The sequence below is a fragment of the Rhodococcus sp. ARC_M5 genome, assembly GCF_022810405.1.
Taxonomy (GTDB): Bacteria; Actinomycetota; Actinomycetes; order Mycobacteriales; family Mycobacteriaceae; genus Rhodococcoides; species Rhodococcoides navarretei.
On sequence record NZ_JALGQE010000013.1, the window covers coordinates 55,628 to 75,343 of the forward strand.

A 19,716-nucleotide genomic window follows, 5' to 3' on the forward strand; every position below is an offset into this window, starting at 1 on the left:
AAACGGTGCGTAGAAATTGGTTGTTCGCGGCGGTTGCGCTGGCGATGTCGGTATCGACGAGTGGATGCGCGGTGGTCCTGCTGGGTAACGCGTCCTCGGCGGGCGGTTCTCCGCCGCAGAACCGGTACGGGTTCGAGATGTCCGAGGCGGACCGGTACCTCACGGATTCGGCAGAGTTCGTACGCAGCCTCGACCCCTGCGGCTTTCTCACCGAAGACGATCTCGCCGCCCTGGGCACAGTGGTGCAGCTGCGGCCCGATGGCGAGTTGAGCACGTGCATCGCCGACCTGGCCACCGAGCGATCGAGCGTCACCGACTCCGTCACGATCGACCTGGACGGAATTCGGCCGATGCAGGACGACGCCGACCTCGAACAGATCACGATCGGCGGCGAGCAGGTATATCTCGACGAAATTTCGGAAGGACTGTGTCGCATCAGCTTTCCTATCCGCGACGAGTTCGACACGCCCACCTCAGGGCCCACCGAGTCGGGCCGCAGCTTCGCCATGATCGACGTGTCTCGCGCTGACGACGACGCGTGCACCGCGGCGAAACCCCTCGCCGAGACAGCCCTCGGCCTGCTGGCCGACCCACCCCTACGCGTCGATTCCAAGTACAACCTTCCGCTGGCCACGAAAGATCCGTGCAGCGTCCTCGAACACTTACCCGCAACCTGGACGGTGGACCGATGGAACCCCACCTCGGATCCGTACCACTGCCACTTCATGGTGTCCTCGACAAAGTTCGAGGACACACTGGCCATGCTCGACGTCGAACTCACCTACGTCGACAGCGCTCTTCGTTCGACCGAGAGTGAGCCCGTCCAGCAGGGCGGCTACACCGTGAGCACACGCGGCTCGGACTCGGCGTGCTTCGCGGACGTAGTGCTGGGCAACCCTGTACTCGGTATGCCCGAGACGGAAGACTCCGCCGCGCGGTACGCCCGCACGGTTCCCGCACTGTCCGTCTCGACCGATAGCTGCGACTCCGCGGTCGCACTGGCGGTGGCAGCTGCCGATGTGCTCACTGGCTAACCTTGGTCGGTGCGTTCGAGAACTGAAGGCGTGGACATCCGCCGCGTCGCAGCGGCGATCTGCTTGATCCTCGCCGGACTGCTGTATTCCGCGTGGGTGGCCGAGTTCTTCCTCGACACCGGTCTCGACCCAGCCACGTCGTTCCTCAGCGAACTCGACGCCCGCGATCAGCCGTACCGCGAACTCTTCTCCACCGCAGACGTCGTCACCGGCTCGCTGATGATTCTCGCCGCGGTTCTCGGCTTCCTGGCAACCCCGCGTCGACGGCTTTTCGTCACCGGCTGGGTGGCGTCGGGCACCTTCGGTATCGCGACCATCGCCGACGCGAAACTCCCCCTCGAGTGTGTGGCGGCCGACGATCCGAGTTGCCCGATCGAGCCGAGCGGATTGTTTCCGCAACTTCATCATCTGCACGCACTCACCAGCACCGTCGCAGTGTTCGCGATCTTCACGGTCATGGTCGCGTTCACGCTCGCCGCGTTCCGTTATGGGGTCGATCCCCTGCTTCGGACGCTCGGTGTCGCGGTACTGGCTGTCACGACGCTGGCCACCGCGTGGCTGCTGATCGCCGACAATCTGCCCGGCGACTACGGCCTCGGCATCGCGCAACGGGTTCAGGTGGGCGGCATGTCGGCGTATCTGGTGGTGCTGGGGTGTGCGCTTAGACTCGGCGCATGTCTTTCACCGCGACCGAACTGACCGGTTCCAAGGTAGAGCAGTACGAGCAGCTCACCGAGCAGGCCCGTGGCCTCGTATACGAGGAATCGAACCTGATCGCCAACGCAGCCAATCTTTCTGCGCTGGTGTATCACGCTCTGCCCGAGGTCAATTGGGTCGGCTTCTACCTGTTCGACGGCACCGAACTGGTGGTCGGGCCGTTTCAGGGGCAGCCTGCCTGCGTGCGCATCGCCCTGGACAAGGGCGTCTGTGGCGCGGCGGCGACCACCCGCGAAACACAGCGAGTGGCCGATGTCCACGCCTTCCCCGGCCACATCGCGTGCGACGCCGACACTCGCTCCGAGGTGGTCGTACCGCTGTACCAAGGCGAGACCCTGATCGGTGTGTTCGATCTGGACAGCCCCGTGCCGGACCGCTTCGACGCCGACGATCAGGCCGGCCTCGAAGCGGTCGCCGCGGTGTTCGTCAACTCGCTCGGCTAGAGGGCACCTGCTGCGGCCTCGAAGAACCAGGCCAAGACCAGCGCACCCGGATCCACGACGCCTCGCGCGGCCTCACCGACATAGCTGGCGCGGCCGCGGTTGGCGGTGATGTCCTTCGTCGATTCGGCTCCGGTCTTCGCGGCGTCGGCTGCATTCTGCAGGGTGCCGCCGTCCTTCTCGAGCGCATCGACGGCAGGGGCGATGGCGTCGACCATCGTCTTGTCGCCCACCCGTGCGCCACCGAGTTCGGTGATGCTGTCGAGGCCCGCCCTGGCGGCCTTTCCGACAGCCGCGAGATCGGGCTCGGATTCCAGCATCGTCCGATAGAACTGGCGGAACCAGATGCCGAACAGCGCGCCCGACGTCCCGCCCGCGTGCCCCAGGTAGGCCTCGCTCACTGCCTCGAATACCGTTGCTGCCGAGTAGTTTTCCTTGACGGCGTCCAGATCGAGTTGTTCGAGGGCGGCCACCATGTTGGTGCCGAAGTCACCGTCGCCTGCCTTGCGGTCCAAGTCGGTCAGGGCCGGTTCTTCGTCGAGCACCCGCTGAACCCACGTCCCGATCCACGTCGACACGAACGCCGATACCGCCCCGGTGTCGGAGGGCTCGAACGTGGGTCCGAATCCGCCGCGTTCGGCGACCGGTTTCGCGCCACGACTGTGAGCGTTGGGCCAGCCGGGTGCGTCGGTGGGCGCGTCCCAGAGTTCGAGCATCTCGTCGTCGGCACGCACGAGGGTGATCGAGGCACCGCCCATGTTCAATGCGGTGACGAAACTGCCGACGAGCGAGCGGGATATCTCGATCCCTTTGCCGTGCAGGTGCTCCGAGAGTTCACCGAACAACAGGTGCAGCTCCAACGGGTGCGTTGCCCCGAGCCCGTTGACGATCGCGATCACCGATTCGCCCGAGTTCAATCCGAGCGAGTTCACGATGGGATCGGTGAGTTTCGCGACGATCTCCTGAGCAGGCAGACCGGGCACGCGATCGGTTCCGCGCTCTCCGTGTATCCCGATGCCCAGTTCGATTTCTTCCTTGGGCAAATCGAACGAAGGTCCGTCGGCACCCGGTAGCGTCGGCGGGTCGAGCGCGACCGCCATGCTGCGTGCGTTCTCCGCTGTTCGACGCCCAAGCGCGACTATCGCCTGCAGGCTGTCTCCGCGTTCTGCCGCTGCGCCGCACACCTTCTCGACAACGATGGTCGCTGCGGTGCCGCGTCGACCGGGTCCGTCCTCACTCTCGCTGGCAACGTCGTCGTCGACGAGAATGACGTCAGCGACGATGCCGTCCTCCTGCAACAACTCTCGGGCGATCCTGAAGTTCATCACATCGCCGGTGTAGTTCTTGACGATGTGCACTACCCCGCCGCCGGCGTCCACGGCCTTGGACGCCTCGTGCACCTGGAGGGCGTTGGGTGAGGTGAACACCAAGCCCGGGCATGCGCCGGTCAGCATGCCGCGACCGATGAATCCGGCGTGCAATGGCTCGTGGCCGGACCCGCCACCGGACAGCAGGGCGACCTGACCGTCGGAGATGCGGTAGCGCCGGGTCAGAAATCCGGGGTCGGCATGCCAGGTGACGTCGTCGGTGGCGGCGACGAAACCGCGGAGGGCGTCGGCGACGAATGTTCGAGGGGAATTGGAGAACATGACTCCACCCTAACCACCTGCGCCGCGTCCCTTCGTCGGTTCTGCGGGACGGATACAGTCGGGGCATGACTACCGAGACCTGGACGCTCGACGCATCGGCCGGCGGGCAGCTGGCTGTTCGGACGGATGTCACCGGAAGGGCATCCAAGATGGGCCATCGTCTCACGATTGCGGTGACATCCTGGACTGCGACAGTCGAGTGGTCCGGGGACGCACCTGCCGCGGTGTCCCTGACAGCCGAGGTCGGCTCACTCGAGGTGATCCACGGCGAGGGCGGACTGACACCGTTGATCGGGCCGGAGAAGATCGTGGCAAAAGCCAACGCGCTCAAGACCTTCGATGCCGATCGATATCCAACCATTCGATTCCAGTCGTCGGAAGTTACTTCTGCCGACTCCGGGTTTCGACTGGTCGGTACGGCCGAAATACACGGTGTCTCGAGGGAGATCGCGGTGGATGTGACCGCCACCGACCTCGGCGATCGATGGCACATCGAGTCCGAAACCACTGTGCGGCAATCTGATTACAAGATCACGCCGTATTCGCAGATGTTCGGAGCCATGAAAGTGGTGGACGAGGTGATCGTGACGTTCGACGCCGAGTATCGCAAGCCCTGAGCCTTTTCAATTCACCTGCAATGGTGGACACTACGGCGGTGAGTCGAAATCGTTGGATGACCGGATCGTGCGTCTCGGCCCTGGCGCTGGCCGCAGCCCTGACAGCGGGTTGCAGCAGTCCAGCGACCACGTCCCCGGACGGACCTCCCGGAGTGAACGTCAACGGAGTGGGAGAAGTCCAGGGAGCGCCGGATACGTTGACCACCCAGATCGGCGTTCAGGCCACGGCCGAGGACGTCACCGCCGCCATCGAACAAGCCAATACTGCGGTCGCCGAGGTGACGGACGCGGTGATCGCAGCCGGCGTCGCTCGCGAGGACATCCGGACTCAACAGGTGTCGATCGATCCGCAGTACTCCGGCGCGCTGCCGGGCGGCACCTCGGACATTTCCGGATATCAGGCCACCAACACCCTGCAGGTCACGGTGCGTGACTTGTCGACGGCATCCACAGTCCTGGGCGACGCCACCTCGGCCGGCGGAAACGCGACCCGGATCTCCGGGGTCTCGTTCGAGATCGACGACGATTCCGAGCTGATCACCGATGCGCGGTCCAGGGCCTTCGCCGATGCCCGCGATCGCGCCGAGCAGTACGCCACGCTTTCAGGCGGCGAACTCGGTGACGTTCTGTCGATCACGGAGTCGATCACCGGCCAGGAGCAACCGAGGACGTTCGGCGATTCCGCCGCCAGTTCGTTCGACATGGCGGTGCCCATCGAACCGGGGCAGCAGACCGTCAGTGTGTCCGTCCAGGTGAAGTGGGCGTTGAACTAGCGGAGTGAGTTGCTGCCGCTGCAACGGTTGCTCCACTGAAGTGGTTGCAGACGGGGATTCGCCGACTCACGCCCCGGAGTGGAGCGAAAGTTGCAGGTCGACTATCCGGCTTGCGGTGGCGGCAAGCGATAGTTCACCGGCGTCGCCGAGAAGTCCACCGGATTGCGGACGCCGTCGGACGCGGCTCCCGGAACCTGGACCCGCGGTTCGAGCCCCAGCGATACCGCGAACGCGAACGCCTCCTCGAGGGAATTGACCGGCCCAGCGGGCACGTTGCAGGCCATCAGTTCTCGGTACCAGTCGTCCGCGATCCGCGTCTGCAACGCCGTGTTCAGCAGGTCGACCAGCTGATCTCGATGTTCGACGCGAGCAGAGTTGGACGAGAAGCGCTCGTCCTCGGCCAACGCAGGCAATCCGAGCACCTCGACCAGGGCCGCGAATTGCCGGTCGTTTCCCACCGCCAGCGCCAGCGGGCGATCGGCGGTCTCGAACACTTCGTACGGCACGAGCGAGGGATGCTTGTTCCCCATCGGGACGGGCACGACGCCTGCTCCGAGATAGGCCGACGACTGGTTGCTCAACGCGGACAGCACCGACGCCATCAGCGAGGTGTGTACCTGCTGGCCCGCACCGGTGTTCGTTCGATGATGCAATGCGGCAAGGATTCCGCTGAGCGCATGCAGTCCGGTGACGATGTCGACCATCGCCACACCCACTTTCGTGGGAGACGAGGCATCGGAACCGGTGACGCTCATCAACCCGCCGACCGCCTGGACCACCAGGTCGTATCCCGGCAGCGCTGCACCTCCACCGGTGCCGAATCCGGTGATCGAGCAGTAGATCAGACCTTGGTTCGTGTCCGAGAGCGTCGAGTAACCCAGCCCCAGCCGGTCCATCGCACCGGCTCGGAAGTTCTCGATCAGGATGTCCGAACCAGCGACGATCTCACGTGCCTCGGCGCAGCCGGCCTCGGACTGCAGGTCGATGACACGAGAGGTCTTGTTGCGGTTGACGGAGTTGAAATACGTTGCTGTACCTGCGGAGTCGTACGGCGGACCCCACGATCGAGTGTCGTCACCGATTCCGGGTCGCTCGATCTTGATGACCTCGGCACCCATGTCGCCGAGCATCATCGTCGCGTACGGCCCTGCGAGTACGCGCGAGAAATCCGCGACGACGAGCCCTGCGAGTGGACCGGTGGCATTCGTCATCGGTCCACTGTATTGCGCGACAGGCTGCGGATCAGGTCAGGTCCGGAACGAACGCTCCCAGGACGGCAACCATCGTCTCCACGATCTGCTCGATGGGTGGGCGAGGAGGAGCGGTACGGGACCAGTCGGAGACGATCTCGGTGAGCGCTCCGAGGAATGCCGTTGCAGCCGAACGGTATCCACCCGGGGGAACAAAATCGGGACCGACTTCCGAACGCAGGGTGTTCTCGAAGAACTCCACCCACTGTGCACGGCGACGCGCCCGGTGCTGTTCGACGGCATCGCTGACACCCAACATCTCCAGATAGGAAATCCGCGCTCGGCGTGGATCGTTTCCGATCGATCCCACCAGGGCTGTCATGGCGGCAACGACCAGGGCGCGACGATCTCGGTCGACCTGATCGTCGAGGGCAGCCACGACGGCGGCCAGCGCATCGTCCTGGATCAGGTCGTAGACGTCCACGAGCAGCGCCTCACGGTTGGCGAACGCACTGTAGAACTGGCTGCGTGCCAGACCGGCAGCAACGCAGATATCCGACACCGAGGTGGCTGCGTAGCCGCGTACCCCGATGACCTCGATTCCGGCCTGCAAGAACCGTGCACGACGATCGGCTTTCCGAGCAGAGGAGGATTGTCCGGCGTAGATGCGGCCCTGATCATCGGCGACAGTCACCGAGGGAGTCTACAGGCGACGGACCGTTCGCAGCCCCGTCGACGATCGGTTCCATCACGACCCGATCGGCTTACCGAACAGTCCTGCGATTATCTCGCCTACAGCATCTACGAAGAGCGGGTGTGCACGCGTGTCGAGCGCCATCGAGCCGACATCGTTGGTTCGGCAACCCGGTTCCACCGGCACACCGGCGAATCGGTCGCGCATCCACAAGACCGCGCTCGGAAAGGCGATCAGCTCGAGGGTGATGTGCTCGCTGAAGTGATCGCGGGTGTACGTGACATCGGCACCCGGACGGCTGCAGTACGAGTCGACCATCGTGTTGACCGGTCCGATCGGCACCAGCCAATCAGGGTTGGAATGGTAGACGTAGAGCGGCATGTTCGGTGTGGTGCTGCCGAGCTGCATTGCAGACAGTGCCTTCTTCACCACTGGATGTTGAATCGGGTCGCCGTCGGTGTGCAGGAAGCCTTTGAGATTGACGAACGGCAGCAGCGCTGACGAGTAGCCGACACAGAGATTGTCCTTGGCCGCGAACAACGCCCTACCGAAGGGGTCGATGTGTTCGTCGATGAAGCCGGCCAACTCGGGATCCTCGCGACTGGCACCGATGATGCCGGCGGCGACGATGCCCGAGCCCAGGGTGTTGTTCGCGTTGTCGACCAATGCCCCGAGTTCGGCCGGGGTGCCGCCCTCGGTGACTCCGACTATGTCGAGTTCGGGAGCGTAACTTCCGGCCAGTTCGGCGGCATGTCCGGTCGCTATCGCGCCGCCGGAGTAGCCGCTCATCCCCACCTTGGTGGCCTCCCCGGCCAACTGCATCGGCTCGAAGTTCTCGGCCGCCCGGATACCGTCGAGGGTGATCCGACCGGCGACCGGCCCTGCGGCGAACGAGTTGTTCGGACCTTGATGATCGGGTACCGATACCGCCCAGCCCTGCGCCAATGCGGCTTGCACTTCGAGGAATTGGGCCCCCGACGTCACCGCGCCTGTGACCGGCCAGGGAATCGCGCCCGCACGCATCGCATACGAGGGCGCGCAGTACGCAGCGAGTGAATCCTCGGCCAGCTGGATGGAGATCAGCGGCCGCGGTGCCGCGGGCACGCCGCGGGGCTTGATGACCGTGGTCACCGCAGCTATCGGCTCGTCGCGTCCGTTATTGGACCGGAACGACAACTGCCAGGCGTCGACTTGAGTGGGGATGACGTTGAGGGTGGCCAGCTCGACGGGCCGTGCAGCGATGATCTGGCCTGGCGCGGCCGCGGCCACCACGTCGGCGGGCGGAAGGTAGAAGTCGGTGTCGAACTCCGGAATCTTCGGCCACGTGAACGGTGCCAGAGGCGGCTGAACCGTCACCTCGGGCGAATCGCTCGCCTCGGGTGCAGCGGCAGCGGGGGTGGTCATCGCGGCAACGGCTGCGGCCGCGGTCACCAGGCTGATCGCTACCCGCAGCGTCCAAGATCGGGCAGAAGACACGGCTGTACTCCTTCGCGCCGGACAACGGGGTCCACAGGAGGCGCGCCCGGCGACAGTTCGTAGCGCATCCGGCCATCTTGGACACCGATGTCCGAGATGGTGCTGAGAACTGTAGAGCGAAGTGGCGTGGATAACAATCCCCGGCTCGAAAAGAATTCAGAAGTGAATCTGTTCCAACTGCGACCGGCTGCGTCCAACCGTCACACGACCGAGAACGACCGCTTCGCCAAGCCGAACTGGAAGCCGGTGATCGCCGTGGTAACCGGAGCCTCGGGATTTTCGGCAGCACCGAGGGTGACGAACAGCGGAGTGAAATGTTCGACGGTGGGGTGGGCATAGGGCATTCCCGGCGCGGCGTTGCGGAAGTCCGCCAATGTGTCGACGTCACCGCGCGACAATGCGTCCGCGGCCCAGAGATCGAAATCCTCGGACCATGTCGGCACTGTGTTGGTCACGAAGTTCTCCCGCGACAGGAACGGCAGTCCGTGCGTCATGAAACCCGAACCGATGACCAACACTCCCTCGGCTCGAAGTTCCTTCAGCGCAACGCCTATCGCCATCAGCCGGTCGGGAGCATGCGTCGGCAGGGACAACTGCAGAACGGGAACATCGGCGTACGGGTACATCACCTTCAGCGGCACCCAGGCACCGTGATCGAGCCCGCGCGAGGTGTGGCGGTGCAGGTTCTCCGACGCGGGAATGGCAGCGGCCACCCGCGCAGCCAGCGCCTGAGCGTCGGGCGTTCGATATTCCATCGAGAAGTAGCGCTGCGCGAATCCGCCGAAGTCGTAGACCAGCGGAGTTGCGGCCGCCGATGCGGACAGGCTCAGCGGGGCCTCTTCCCAGTGCGCGCTGACGATGAGAATCGCCTTCGGCTTGGGCATCGACTGCGACCAGGTGAAGAGTTCGTTCATCCAGAGTGCGTCGTCGAAAACCGGGGGTGCACCGTGGCTGATGTAGAGGGCAGGCATCGGACCGTCGTTCGGGGTCCACGTCTGCTGGGACCGACTCGCGGGTGCGGTATCGGCGAGAAATGCGTCGAACGCTGCGCCCGCGACCGGCGGGTTGATCACAGATGTCATGGCGGGTCCTTCGAAGTGCTCAGGTTGAAACTTCAAGTTAGCACTGATGGGGCATTCCAGCCAGCATCGCTACGCTCGGATGCATGCCGGACGCCGTCTATCGCGCTCCCATGCCGAACGGTGTCGAACGCGCCCTCACCTACGGACTCTGCGGCATGTCGGCCGACGACGAACGATCGCTACGACGCGTCGAGCGCTTCGAGCACCTCCCGGACGGATCTTTCGTCTGGACGCGTACCGAGAGCGGCGAGTTCTTTCTCGGCCAGATTTCCGGCCCACTGCGGGAAGATCGCAGCGCCGACGCGGTGGCGTCGAACATGATCTTCGTACGGAACTGCGAGTGGACGAGCGAGCCGATTCCCGAGCACGAGGTACCCGCCGCCACGCTTCGGACATTCGCGCGCGGCGGGCGAAACTTTCAGCAGACACACGACCCTCAGGTCGCCGCGGAGTCGGCTAGCGCGTGGCGAGCGCGAGGTCGCTGACCTGGGGATCGATCTGCACGACGGCGTAGCCCTGAATCTCGAACTTGTTCTCGCCCTCAGGTGGTCCGAGCACGGCACGCACGATCAGCGTCGCGGCGGCAGCGACGAGTGCGATCACGACGACCACCGCTGCCACGATCAGCAGGGTCCGTGGGCCACCGAACAGGTTCTTCGAGCTCATGGGTCCATCATGAACCCTTCTGGAAGAGACACGAATCGCGCGTACCGAAGTAATAAAGGTGTTGATCAGATGAGTTCGTGGTTACAGTGAATCCGTGACCGACGCACCCGAGCCCGATTTCTGGTCGTTCATCGACACCGCCAACACCACGCTGGCCCGGGACTACGGGTTCGAGCACCAATTGGCCACCGAGGTTCTGCTGACGCTCAACCGGGCGTCGAACATCGTCACCTACGACTTGGAAGCGGCGGTTCATCGCCCCCGAGGCTGGTCGTGGTCGTCGTTCCGACTGATGTTCGTCACGTGGCTGGCGGGCCCGATCGAACCCCGACGAGCCGCCGAACTGACCGGTATGAGCCGCGCGGCCGTGTCGAACCTGTCCAAGACACTCATCACCGGCGGCCTGCTCGCCAGTACGCCCGACGAGAAGGACGGGCGTTCGGTGCGCCTTGCCCTCACCGCGCAGGGGCACGACGAGATGGTCGAGGCGTTCGCCGAACAGAACGAACGGGAGAACGCGTGGGCCAGTGCGCTCACCGAACCCGAACAGCGGATCCTGGTGATGCTGTTGACCAAACTCATCACTCACCGCAGCCAGTTCGACGTCCGGGGACGCAACTGATGGTTGCGTAGATCACGTCAAAGTAGTTAATGTATTTATTACAAGCCTGAACAGAGCACAGGAGCGATGACGTGGCCTACTACCGGCAGCTCGGATCGATACCGCCGAAGCGGCACACCCAGCACCGAACGCCGGACGGCAACCTCTACTACGAGGAGCTGATGGGCGAAGAGGGCTTCTCCTCGGACTCGTCCCTGCTGTACCACCGCCACATACCGTCGGCCATCGTCGACGCCACGGTCTGGGACCTCCCCGATCAATCGACCACTCCTAATCATCCGCTCAAGCCCCGACATCTGAAATTGCACGACCTGTTTCCGGAGTCCGTTGTTGCCGACACCGACGTGGTCACCGGACGACGCCTCGTCCTCGGCAATGCCGACGTCAGACTGTCCTACGTCGTTGCCTCGAAAACCTCACCGCTGTATCGCAATTCGATCGGCGACGAAATGGTCTACATCGAATCCGGTTCTGCCACCGTGGAAACGGTATTCGGGGCGCTGCAGGCACGGCAGGGTGACTACGTGCTCATTCCGCGCGCGACTACGCACCGCTGGATTCCCGACGGCACCCTGCGCGCCTATGCCGTCGAGGCCAACAGTCACATCGCGCCGCCGAAGCGCTTCCTGTCGAAGTACGGCCAGTTGCTCGAGAACGCTCCCTACTGTGAACGCGATCTGCACGGCCCCACCGAGCCTCTACCCACCGACGGCAACGACGTGGAAGTGCTTGTCAAGCACCGCGGTTCGACGGGCATCGTCGGAACCCGGTTCGTCTACCCCAACCACCCGTTCGACGTGGTGGGGTGGGACGGCTGCCTGTACCCGTACACGTTCAACATCTCCGACTACGAACCACTCACCGGCCGTGTGCATCAACCACCGCCGGCACATCAGGCATTCGAGGGGGCCAACTTCGTGATCTGTAATTTCGTTCCGCGCAAGGTCGACTACCACCCACTGGCAATCCCGGTGCCGTACTACCACTCCAACGTCGACTCCGACGAGATCATGTTCTACGTCGGCGGAGACTACGAGGCCCGCAAGGGCTCCGGCATCGGACAGGGTTCGATCTCGGTACATCCGGGCGGACATGCTCACGGGCCGCAACCAGGAGCGTACGAACGCAGTATCGGTGCCGAGTTCTTCGACGAACTGGCCGTCATGGTCGATACCTTCCGCCCGCTCGAACTCGGCGAGGGTGCACTCGCGTGCGAGGACGCTGGATACGCGTGGACGTGGGCCGGCCGGGGACCGAACCGATGATCCCGAAGTTCTTCCATCGCCTGTGCGACGACGCCGCCATCTTTCCACCCGGTAACGCACCGCTCGATGCTGCTGCGGCACAACACCTCGAGTACCGAGCCGGCGCGTTCGCAGACCTTGTCGGCCCGCTGGTCGTGCCGATGGATCGGGTGAACAAGCTGGACCTGGGTGCTCGGATGGAGGTGGCGTTGACCGCACCTGCCGGTCCGGGCAGCGTGGAGGCAGGCCTGCGGGTAGCCGACCGCACAGCCGGCGTGACGGTCGTTGCCGTCGAAGTGGCCGTCCCCGAAGGCACGAACATCGACGCCTTGCGCACCATCACCCAGGACATCGACATCTATGTGGAAATTCCCCGAGACTCCCGACGCGACGACATCTTCGACGCCGTCGACGAGTTCGGGTATCGCGCCAAATTCAGGACCGGCGGCGTCACGGCCGACCAGTATCCGAACGAGCAGGAGCTCGCCGCGTCCATCTACGAGGCGGCACAGCGCGAGGTCCACTTCAAAGCCACCGCGGGTCTGCACCATGCCGCCCGTAATACCGATCCCCACAACGGGTTCGAGCAGCACGGTTTCCTCAACGTGATCCTTGCGGCGCAGGCCGCCCACAGCGGCGCACGCGTCGGTGAGCTCGAGAAGATCCTGGCGATCCGGGACGCCGACGTCCTCGCCGGGCTCGTCGCCGGGATCGAGGGACAGCGCGCGTTCGCCTCCTTCGGCACCTGCAGCATCCGCGAACCCCTGGACGATCTCGTCCGCCTCGGACTCGTCCCACCTCAGTGAACCAAGGAGCGCGCCGTTCATGACGCACATCGACATTCCCGCCGATTCCGAGTTCGGAATCCACAACCTCCCTTACGGCATCTTCAGCACTCCAGGCACGGACGCTCATGTCGGAGTTCGCTACGGCGACAATGTGATCGATCTTTCTGCAGCTTTGAATGATCCCGATTTTTCCTCATCCAGCCTCAATGCATTCATGGCCCGCGGACGAAGCCGCTGGGTCGAGGTACGCACGGCCGTCACCGACATGATCGTCAGTGGCCAGACCCCCGCGGAATCGATCGTCTCGGTTTCCGATGTCACGATGCACCTGCCGTTCGAGGTGGCCGACTACGTGGACTTCTACGCCTCCGAGCACCACGCAGCCAACCTCGGCCGGCTCTTTCGTCCCGATGCCGAACCGCTGCTACCGAATTGGAAGCACCTGCCCGTTGCGTATCACGGACGGGCAGGCACGGTTGTCGTCTCCGGCACCGACATCACCCGGCCTCGCGGGCAACGCAAGGCACCCGACGAGCCGTCGCCAACGTTCGGTCCGAGTCGGCGACTGGACATCGAAGCCGAGATGGGCTTCGTCGTCGGCGTTCCGGCGGATGGTCCGATATCACCGGATGAGTTCTCCGAGCACGTGTTCGGAGCCGTCATCGTCAACGACTGGTCGGCTCGCGACATTCAGGCTTGGGAGTACGTGCCGCTGGGGCCGAACCTCGGCAAGAGTTTCGCGACGTCCATCTCGCCCTGGGTGGTTCCGCTGCTCGCTCTGGAGCAGGCGCGAACCTCTACGCCGGTTCAGGATCCCGAGCCGCTCGAGTACCTTCGCGAATCCCGTTCCTGGGCTCTCGATATCGACCTGACGGTCTCGTGGAACGGCCACGTCGTGTCCCACCCGCCCTATAGTGCGATGTACTGGTCGCCTGCTCAGATGCTGGCGCACGAGACCGTCAACGGTGCGACATCGCGAACCGGTGATCTGTTCGCCTCGGGCACCATCTCCGGGCCGGAGAAGAACCAGCGCGGCGCGTTCATCGAATTGACCTGGGGTGGAGCGGAACCGGTGTCGCTCGGTGCCGACACTCGAACGTTCCTCGAAGACGGCGACGAGGTGGTCATTGCCGCCAGCGCTCCGGGGCCGAACGGATCGCGCATCGGCTTCGGGGACGTCTGTGGCCGGATCTTGTCGGCCTGACAGCAGTCGAGACGCCTACCACAACCCAGTAGGTCGCGGTAGGCCCCAGCGGTGGATTTCTTTTTCGAAATCCGTGACCCTCGGGTGGATGCCCGTGATCCCCGTAGCCCGGAAACTTGCATGTGTCGCGCAGTAATCGAACATCGCAAGAAACCCGGGAGTGCAGTGAACGTCATGGTCCGAAACACGCTGAGTCGACGAACCTTGTTGGCGGGTTTGGTGTCTGCGCCGATTGTCATGTCGGCGGGATGTGCTGCGAATCGGTCGACTCCGGGGTCCGCCTCTTCCGGAGTCGAGGCCACGACGTCGAGTGGCGGTCGCCGGCCACTACCGGTGCCGCCCCTGGCGGACTCCAGCGTCGATGCCGCCGGTGTCCGCCACTTCACGCTCACCGCACAGGCCGGCAGCACCGAGATGTTGCCGGGCGTGCAGACTCCGACATGGGGTTTCAACGGTTCGATCCTGGGGCCGACCATTCGGGCCCGGCGCGGCGAAACGATCGCGTTCACTATCGACAACTCCGTGCCGGAGGACACCACCGTGCACTGGCACGGCATGCACGTCCCGGCGCGATACGACGGCGGACCCCACCAGACCATCACACCGGGTGGACGCTGGGAGCCGACGTGGACGGTGAACCAGCCGGCGGCAACGCTGTGGTACCACCCCCACCCACACGGTGCCACCGAAAAACATGCCTACCGGGGTTTGTCAGGAATCTTTTTGGTCGACGACGAGGACACCGACTCTCTCGATCTGCCGAAAACCTATGGTGTGGACGACTTCCCACTGATCATCCAGGATCGCCGGTTCACTGCAGACGGTGCTCTCGACGAGTCCGACCCGACCGATGCAGGCCTGCTCGGCGACACGATCATCACGAATGGAATCGCCGGCGCGCACGTGCAGGTGAGCACCGAACTGGTGCGACTGCGAATCCTGAACGGGTCCGGAGGGCGGCTGTACAACCTGGGATTCGCTGACGACCGCGATTTCACGATGGTGGCCAGCGACGGTGGACTGCTCACCGAGCCGCTGCCGCTGAGCCGCATCACGCTCAGCCCCGGAGAACGAGTCGAGATCGTCGTTGCGGCGGGCGGTGGTTCTCCGATGATGTTGCGCGCGTTCTCGTTCGACGATCAACCAGGAATCGACCGCGACACCGCGTCGGAGTACGGACTCACCGATTCCTTCGACGTTCTCGAGCTCCGACCGGTCCCCACCCCCGAACGATCCCCGGCGTTGCCGGCTGTGCTCGCCGACATTCCCCGCCTCGACCCGGCCACCGCAGTCGCCGAGCGTCGCTTCGACCTGCAGTGGTTCATGATCAACGGCGAGCAGATGGACATGAATCGCGTCGATTTCACCTCGGCCGTCGACACCACCGAGGTGTGGACGATCCACAACGCAGACAACTGGCCGCACAACTTCCACGTGCACGATGTCCAGTTCCAAGTCCTCGCTGTGAACGGTGAGAAACCGGTGCCTGCGCTGGCGGGGTGGAAGGACACGATCTACGTTCCTCCCGGCACCACGATCCGGTTGATACTGCGGTTCACCGAGTACACGGACCCGACGTTTTCGTACATGTTCCACTGCCACCTGATGAGGCACGAGGACCAGGGCATGATGGGCCAATTTCTGGTCCTCGGACCGAACGAGACTGCAACCCCGATGCAAATGCCTGCAGAAACACCCATGCAGCACGGCGGCCATTGAGCGCCGTCGACCGATCGGGCACTGCCGATGTCAGCCGCGCCGATACGCCCACACGGCCAGGCGAACTCTGTTGTTGCACTCGGTCTTTGCCATCAAATTAGCCACGTGTGTCTTGACCGTCGAGACCCCCAGATGCAGACAGTCCGCGATCTCCTGATTTCCCAAGCCCTCACTGACAAGCCTGAGAACCTCGATCTCCCGCGGGCTCAGCTCGACGTTCTCGGTGCGCTCGACGGCGCGTCCCTCCTCGACTGCCCGGTTCACCAGCCTTCGCAACAGGAATGGGGAGAACGGGAGTTCGCCGTCGGCGACGCGACGGATGGCGTCCAACAGTTCGGCCGGTTCGGTGTCCTTGACGAGGAATCCCGCTGCGCCCGCCGCAAGAGCCGGGTAGAGATGATCGTCGTCGTCGAAAGTGGTGAGCACCAGCACCTTCGGTGCTGATCCGGAATTCAGGATCGCTCTGGTGGCCTCGATTCCGTCGAGGCCCGGCATCCTCAGATCCATGAGGATGACATCCGGTGACATCTCGGCGGCCAGACGAATTGCCTCCGCGCCGTTGGCACCTTCGCCGACGACTTCGATATCCTCGGTCGACTCACAGAGCATCCGCAGCCCTGCCCGGACCAGGCGCTGATCGTCGACGATGAGTAGGCGAATCATCGTCCACGCTCGCCGTCGGACATGGTGAGCGCGGCACGGACGGACCAGCTGCCGTCCTCGGCTCCGACCTCGAGCTTGCCCCCGGCGAGCGCGACACGCTCTGCCATTCCCGTCAATCCGTGCCCGGCAGGGTCGACGGCCCCGGCAGGGTCGTCGAGACAGCTGATTACGCACGCGATCACGCCGCCGTGCTCGCGGACGACCGAGACAGTCACGGGTTGGGCAGGATCCGCGTGCTTCATGACATTGGTCAACGACTCCTGAACGACCCGGAGCAGGGTGAGCCTTCCGATCGTGTCCAGCTCGCCGAGGTCGGTATCCACCTCGGCGTCGACGGTGATTCCCGTGGCGCGGGTGCGCTCGATTGCTGCAGCGATCTCGGTGGACACAGCATCTGTCTCCACCAACGAAACCTCTCCGGGCGAGGGATCCCGAAGCGCTACGAGAAGTCGGCGGATGTCGTCCAGAGCACCCGAAGCCGTGTCGTGGACGTCGTCGAGCACACTTCGAACGCGCGGGTCCGCCTCCGCCACGACATGCTTCGCGACACCGATCCGCAACACGATCGACGCCATGTGATGGGCCACCAGATCGTGCAACTCTCGGGCCAGCGCGGCGCGCTCGGCCAAGCGGGCCCGCGCCGAATCCTCCAGCCTTCGCATGTCGGCGTCGGCGGCTCGCGCCCGGTACGTGGCGGCCAAGCGGCGCTGGGCCCGCAGATACAGCCCGAACAACAACGGCAGACCGACAACGGCGAGAGTCTCGACCGCAGTGGCAGGACGCCAGAAGGTCGAGGAGTCGCCGGCGGCAATCCCCCACAGAACCGCTGCCGTCCACGACACACTGGCCACGACCACCGGAGCGGACCGTGTCGAAAGCATCGCTACCTCGGCCACACCGGCCGCGCCGAGATAGGGAACCAGCTCCGACAGCCCCCACGCGTCAGTGAGGAACATCGGCACCGCCAGCGCCGACAGCACAAGCGAGACCGGCAGCGGCCAACGGCCGCCCCACAGAAAGACGATCGCAGCCGCAAGCGCCATCGACCAATACCAGAGAGGCACTCGGTACTCGCCTGGAAAATTGCTGGCCAGCAGCAGCAGCGGCACCAAGGCCACGGGCACCCAGCGCACCCACGGCACAAAGTTGCGGCGCGGGGACATCTCGATCACCCCTCCGGTCCGCGAGGACGAGCCCAATTCAATGTTGTCCATGCCGGATCAACCCCTTGGACGCCGCCGATGCCACGGCAGAGGTTCGTGAATCCACGCCCAACTTCGTGTAGATGTGGGCCAGATGGGATTTGACGGTGGCCTGGCTCAGGAACAGCCGTCGACTGATCTGCACGTTCGAATGGCCGTCTGCCACCAACTGCAGCACTTCGATCTCACGCAACGTCAGTGTGCTGCCGGGTGTCCGCATCCGGTCCATCAGTCGAGATGCAACGGCAGGCGCGAGCGCCGACCCTCCCGCTGCTGCAGTGCGCACCGCTGCGCAAAGATCATCGGGCGGTGCGTCTTTGAGTAGGTAGCCCACGGCGCCCGCTTCGATGGCGGCGAGGATGTCGGCGTCGGTGTCGTAGGTCGTCAGCACCAGTACGTGCGGTGCGCCGGGAGAGGAAGCAATGGCGGCAATGGCGTCGACGCCGTGCATACCGGGACCGAACTGCAGGTCCATGAGGACCACGTCGATCTCGAGTTCGGCGGAGAGTCCGATCGCCTGCTCGGCAGTCGTCGCCTCGGCGATGATCACGAAGTCCGGCTCGGTCTCGAGTACCGCGCGCAACCCTGCGCGAACGATCGGATGGTCGTCGGCCATCAGAAGACGGATCATGTTCGCACCTCCAATGGCACAGTGACGGCGACGGCGGTGCCCAGGCCCGGTCTCGATTCCACCACGAGGGTGCCCTGCAGTGAGCGAGCACGTGACCTCATTCCCGGTAGCCCGAAACCGCGATCCCCGCTGCTGACGGTGTCGGGATCGAAGCCGACACCGTCGTCGACGATATCGAGAGCCACCTCGGTGTCCATGAAGCTCAGGGTGACCGCCACCCGGGTGGCATCGGCATGCTGCGTGGCGTTCGCCAGAGCAGACTGAGCGATGCGCAGCAGCGCGACCTCGTGTGCTGTCCGGAGGGGTACCGGAACACCCGACAACTGCCAATCGACCGCTGGTCCGGTAGCCGCAGAGGTGCTGGCGCACAATCGTTCCAACGCCGAAGGCAGTGAACCGTTCTCCAGATCCGGCGGGCTCAGCGCACGAACGAAGCGCCGTGCCTCCTCGAGGTTGCTCGACGCCGTCTCACGGGCCTGTACGACATGCGTGTTCGCCTCCTCCGCACGCTCGGGGAGCAGACGTTCCGTCGCGCGGAGCAGCAAGTGGATACTCGACAGCCCCTGAGCCAGGGTGTCGTGGATTTCTCGGGCCAGTCGTTCACGTTCGGCGAGCACCCCGGCTTCGCGCTCCGCCGCTGCCAGCTCTCCGCGAGCGGCGGTCAGCTCCTCGATGAGCGCGCGCCGCTGTTCGCTCTCGCGGTAGAGCGCTTGGTAGCCGAGAACAACGGCGATGGCAACCGCGGCACCGAGCGACGGGCCCACTACCGCTCCGACCGCGAAACCTCCTCGATGCCAGCAGAATCCAGCGATCGCCGTGAGGGTGGTCCAGACAACCGCCGTCAGGCCCCACGTCGTCGGCAGTAGATGGAGCTGGAGGAAGAACAACGGGAACGCGAGATAGACGGCTTCGGGGCTCACCACGAGCAGTGCCGTCCACACCATCCCGACCGCCAGTAGCCATCCCGCGGCAGTGGCACCGGAGTGACGCACTCTCGGCCAGGTTGCCCCCACCGCGTACACCATGCCCAGAACCACGGCGAGAACGATGACCGCAGTCAGGTGCGGTACGCGCTCCTGGACCGCTCGCACGACCGACAGCGTCAGCAGTGCGGCCAGCATCAGATGTAGGCACCCGCGCAGGATGCGCATGACAGGGGTGAGCGACGACGGATCCATAACGACGTCCAGGTTATGCGGTTCGCAGCCGGCCGACATCGGCCAAAAGGTGTAGCGGGCGCTGATCCTTCCGGCTCTCGAGATGCACTCTCCCGGTCGATGCCTGCGTAGCCCCGCTGCGGCGACA

Annotated in this window: 21 protein-coding genes; 11 read left to right on the forward strand and 10 right to left on the reverse strand. The window is 64.5% G+C overall.

Annotation, left to right across the window (positions count from 1 at the left end):
• The first annotated feature begins 5 nt into the window (after positions 1-5).
• From MTX34_RS18945 to MTX34_RS18955, 3 genes are read left to right on the forward strand one after another with little or no spacing between them, the layout of a single operon-like run.
• Positions 6-1,034, forward strand: a complete 1,029-nt coding sequence (locus MTX34_RS18945; protein ID WP_243610405.1) for a hypothetical protein — start codon at positions 6-8, stop codon at positions 1,032-1,034.
• 9 nt (positions 1,035-1,043) lie between these two features.
• A complete protein-coding gene (locus tag MTX34_RS18950; RefSeq protein WP_243610406.1) occupies positions 1,044-1,733 on the forward strand; it encodes a DUF998 domain-containing protein in 690 nt (229 codons plus the stop codon).
• Positions 1,709-2,194: a GAF domain-containing protein gene (locus MTX34_RS18955; protein ID WP_243610407.1), complete on the forward strand. Its 486-nt coding sequence runs from the start codon at positions 1,709-1,711 to the stop codon at positions 2,192-2,194. The genes MTX34_RS18950 and MTX34_RS18955 overlap by 25 nt, the downstream gene beginning before the upstream one ends.
• On the opposite strand, the gene MTX34_RS18960 is transcribed toward MTX34_RS18955, so the two are convergent.
• Positions 2,191-3,840 (reverse strand): dihydroxyacetone kinase family protein, encoded by a 1,650-nt coding sequence (locus MTX34_RS18960; protein ID WP_243610408.1) that lies wholly within the window; start codon positions 3,838-3,840, stop codon positions 2,191-2,193. The genes MTX34_RS18955 and MTX34_RS18960 overlap by 4 nt on opposite strands.
• A gap of 65 nt (positions 3,841-3,905) precedes the next feature.
• Here MTX34_RS18960 and MTX34_RS18965 point away from each other — a divergent pair, with 65 nt between their 5' ends.
• Both MTX34_RS18965 and MTX34_RS18970 read left to right on the forward strand, forming a co-directional pair.
• Positions 3,906-4,457, forward strand: a complete 552-nt coding sequence (locus tag MTX34_RS18965) for a YceI family protein (RefSeq protein WP_243610409.1) — start codon at positions 3,906-3,908, stop codon at positions 4,455-4,457.
• A gap of 38 nt (positions 4,458-4,495) precedes the next feature.
• Positions 4,496-5,230: an SIMPL domain-containing protein gene (locus MTX34_RS18970; RefSeq protein ID WP_243594323.1), complete on the forward strand. Its 735-nt coding sequence runs from the start codon at positions 4,496-4,498 to the stop codon at positions 5,228-5,230.
• Between the two features lie 101 nt (positions 5,231-5,331).
• Here MTX34_RS18970 and MTX34_RS18975 read toward each other — a convergent pair whose 3' ends face one another.
• The 4 genes from MTX34_RS18975 to MTX34_RS18990 form a co-directional block, all read right to left on the reverse strand.
• Positions 5,332-6,441: a CaiB/BaiF CoA-transferase family protein gene (locus MTX34_RS18975; protein ID WP_243610410.1), complete on the reverse strand. Its 1,110-nt coding sequence runs from the start codon at positions 6,439-6,441 to the stop codon at positions 5,332-5,334.
• A 31-nt stretch (positions 6,442-6,472) separates the two neighbouring features.
• Positions 6,473-7,114 (reverse strand): TetR/AcrR family transcriptional regulator, encoded by a 642-nt coding sequence (locus tag MTX34_RS18980; protein WP_243594325.1) that lies wholly within the window; start codon positions 7,112-7,114, stop codon positions 6,473-6,475.
• Positions 7,115-7,168: 54 nt separating this feature from the next.
• Positions 7,169-8,518 carry a lipase family protein gene (locus tag MTX34_RS18985; protein WP_243610469.1) on the reverse strand — a complete coding sequence of 450 codons (1,350 nt, stop codon included), beginning with the start codon at positions 8,516-8,518 and terminating at the stop codon, positions 7,169-7,171.
• A gap of 272 nt (positions 8,519-8,790) precedes the next feature.
• Positions 8,791-9,672: a dioxygenase gene (locus tag MTX34_RS18990; RefSeq protein ID WP_243594326.1), complete on the reverse strand. Its 882-nt coding sequence runs from the start codon at positions 9,670-9,672 to the stop codon at positions 8,791-8,793.
• A gap of 83 nt (positions 9,673-9,755) precedes the next feature.
• Between MTX34_RS18990 and MTX34_RS18995 the strand changes: the two genes are divergently transcribed.
• A complete protein-coding gene (locus MTX34_RS18995; RefSeq protein WP_243610411.1) occupies positions 9,756-10,157 on the forward strand; it encodes a GAF domain-containing protein in 402 nt (133 codons plus the stop codon).
• Here MTX34_RS18995 and MTX34_RS19000 read toward each other — a convergent pair.
• A complete protein-coding gene (locus MTX34_RS19000; RefSeq protein ID WP_243594328.1) occupies positions 10,129-10,338 on the reverse strand; it encodes a hypothetical protein in 210 nt (69 codons plus the stop codon). The genes MTX34_RS18995 and MTX34_RS19000 overlap by 29 nt on opposite strands.
• A 94-nt stretch (positions 10,339-10,432) precedes the next feature.
• Here MTX34_RS19000 and MTX34_RS19005 point away from each other — a divergent pair, with 94 nt between their 5' ends.
• The 5 genes from MTX34_RS19005 (at position 10,433) to MTX34_RS19025 (ending at position 15,915) form a co-directional block, all read left to right on the forward strand.
• Positions 10,433-10,960 carry a MarR family winged helix-turn-helix transcriptional regulator gene (locus tag MTX34_RS19005; protein WP_243610412.1) on the forward strand — a complete coding sequence of 176 codons (528 nt, stop codon included), beginning with the start codon at positions 10,433-10,435 and terminating at the stop codon, positions 10,958-10,960.
• Positions 10,961-11,031: 71 nt separating this feature from the next.
• Positions 11,032-12,225 (forward strand): homogentisate 1,2-dioxygenase, encoded by a 1,194-nt coding sequence (locus MTX34_RS19010; protein WP_243610413.1) that lies wholly within the window; start codon positions 11,032-11,034, stop codon positions 12,223-12,225.
• Positions 12,222-13,010: a hypothetical protein gene (locus MTX34_RS19015; RefSeq protein WP_243610414.1), complete on the forward strand. Its 789-nt coding sequence runs from the start codon at positions 12,222-12,224 to the stop codon at positions 13,008-13,010. Before MTX34_RS19010 ends, MTX34_RS19015 begins: the two co-directional genes overlap by 4 nt.
• A 19-nt stretch (positions 13,011-13,029) precedes the next feature.
• Complete coding sequence (fahA, locus tag MTX34_RS19020; RefSeq protein WP_243610415.1) at positions 13,030-14,196, forward strand: fumarylacetoacetase; 1,167 nt, start codon at positions 13,030-13,032, stop codon at positions 14,194-14,196.
• 174 nt (positions 14,197-14,370) lie between these two features.
• Complete coding sequence (locus MTX34_RS19025) at positions 14,371-15,915, forward strand: multicopper oxidase family protein (RefSeq protein ID WP_243610416.1); 1,545 nt, start codon at positions 14,371-14,373, stop codon at positions 15,913-15,915.
• A 30-nt stretch (positions 15,916-15,945) separates the two neighbouring features.
• Here MTX34_RS19025 and MTX34_RS19030 read toward each other — a convergent pair whose 3' ends face one another.
• The 4 genes from MTX34_RS19030 to MTX34_RS19045 are packed head-to-tail and all read right to left on the reverse strand — an operon-like array spanning position 15,946 to position 19,589.
• Entirely contained in the window at positions 15,946-16,578 is a 633-nt protein-coding gene (locus MTX34_RS19030; protein ID WP_243610417.1) for a response regulator transcription factor, read from the reverse strand.
• On the reverse strand, positions 16,575-17,792 hold the full coding sequence (locus tag MTX34_RS19035; protein WP_243610418.1) for a sensor histidine kinase: 1,218 nt from the start codon (positions 17,790-17,792) through the stop codon (positions 16,575-16,577). The genes MTX34_RS19030 and MTX34_RS19035 overlap by 4 nt, the downstream gene beginning before the upstream one ends.
• On the reverse strand, positions 17,779-18,411 hold the full coding sequence (locus MTX34_RS19040) for a response regulator transcription factor (protein ID WP_243610419.1): 633 nt from the start codon (positions 18,409-18,411) through the stop codon (positions 17,779-17,781). The genes MTX34_RS19035 and MTX34_RS19040 overlap by 14 nt, the downstream gene beginning before the upstream one ends.
• Positions 18,408-19,589, reverse strand: a complete 1,182-nt coding sequence (locus tag MTX34_RS19045) for a sensor histidine kinase (RefSeq protein WP_243610420.1) — start codon at positions 19,587-19,589, stop codon at positions 18,408-18,410. Before MTX34_RS19045 ends, MTX34_RS19040 begins: the two co-directional genes overlap by 4 nt.
• Positions 19,590-19,716: the final 127 nt, after the last annotated feature.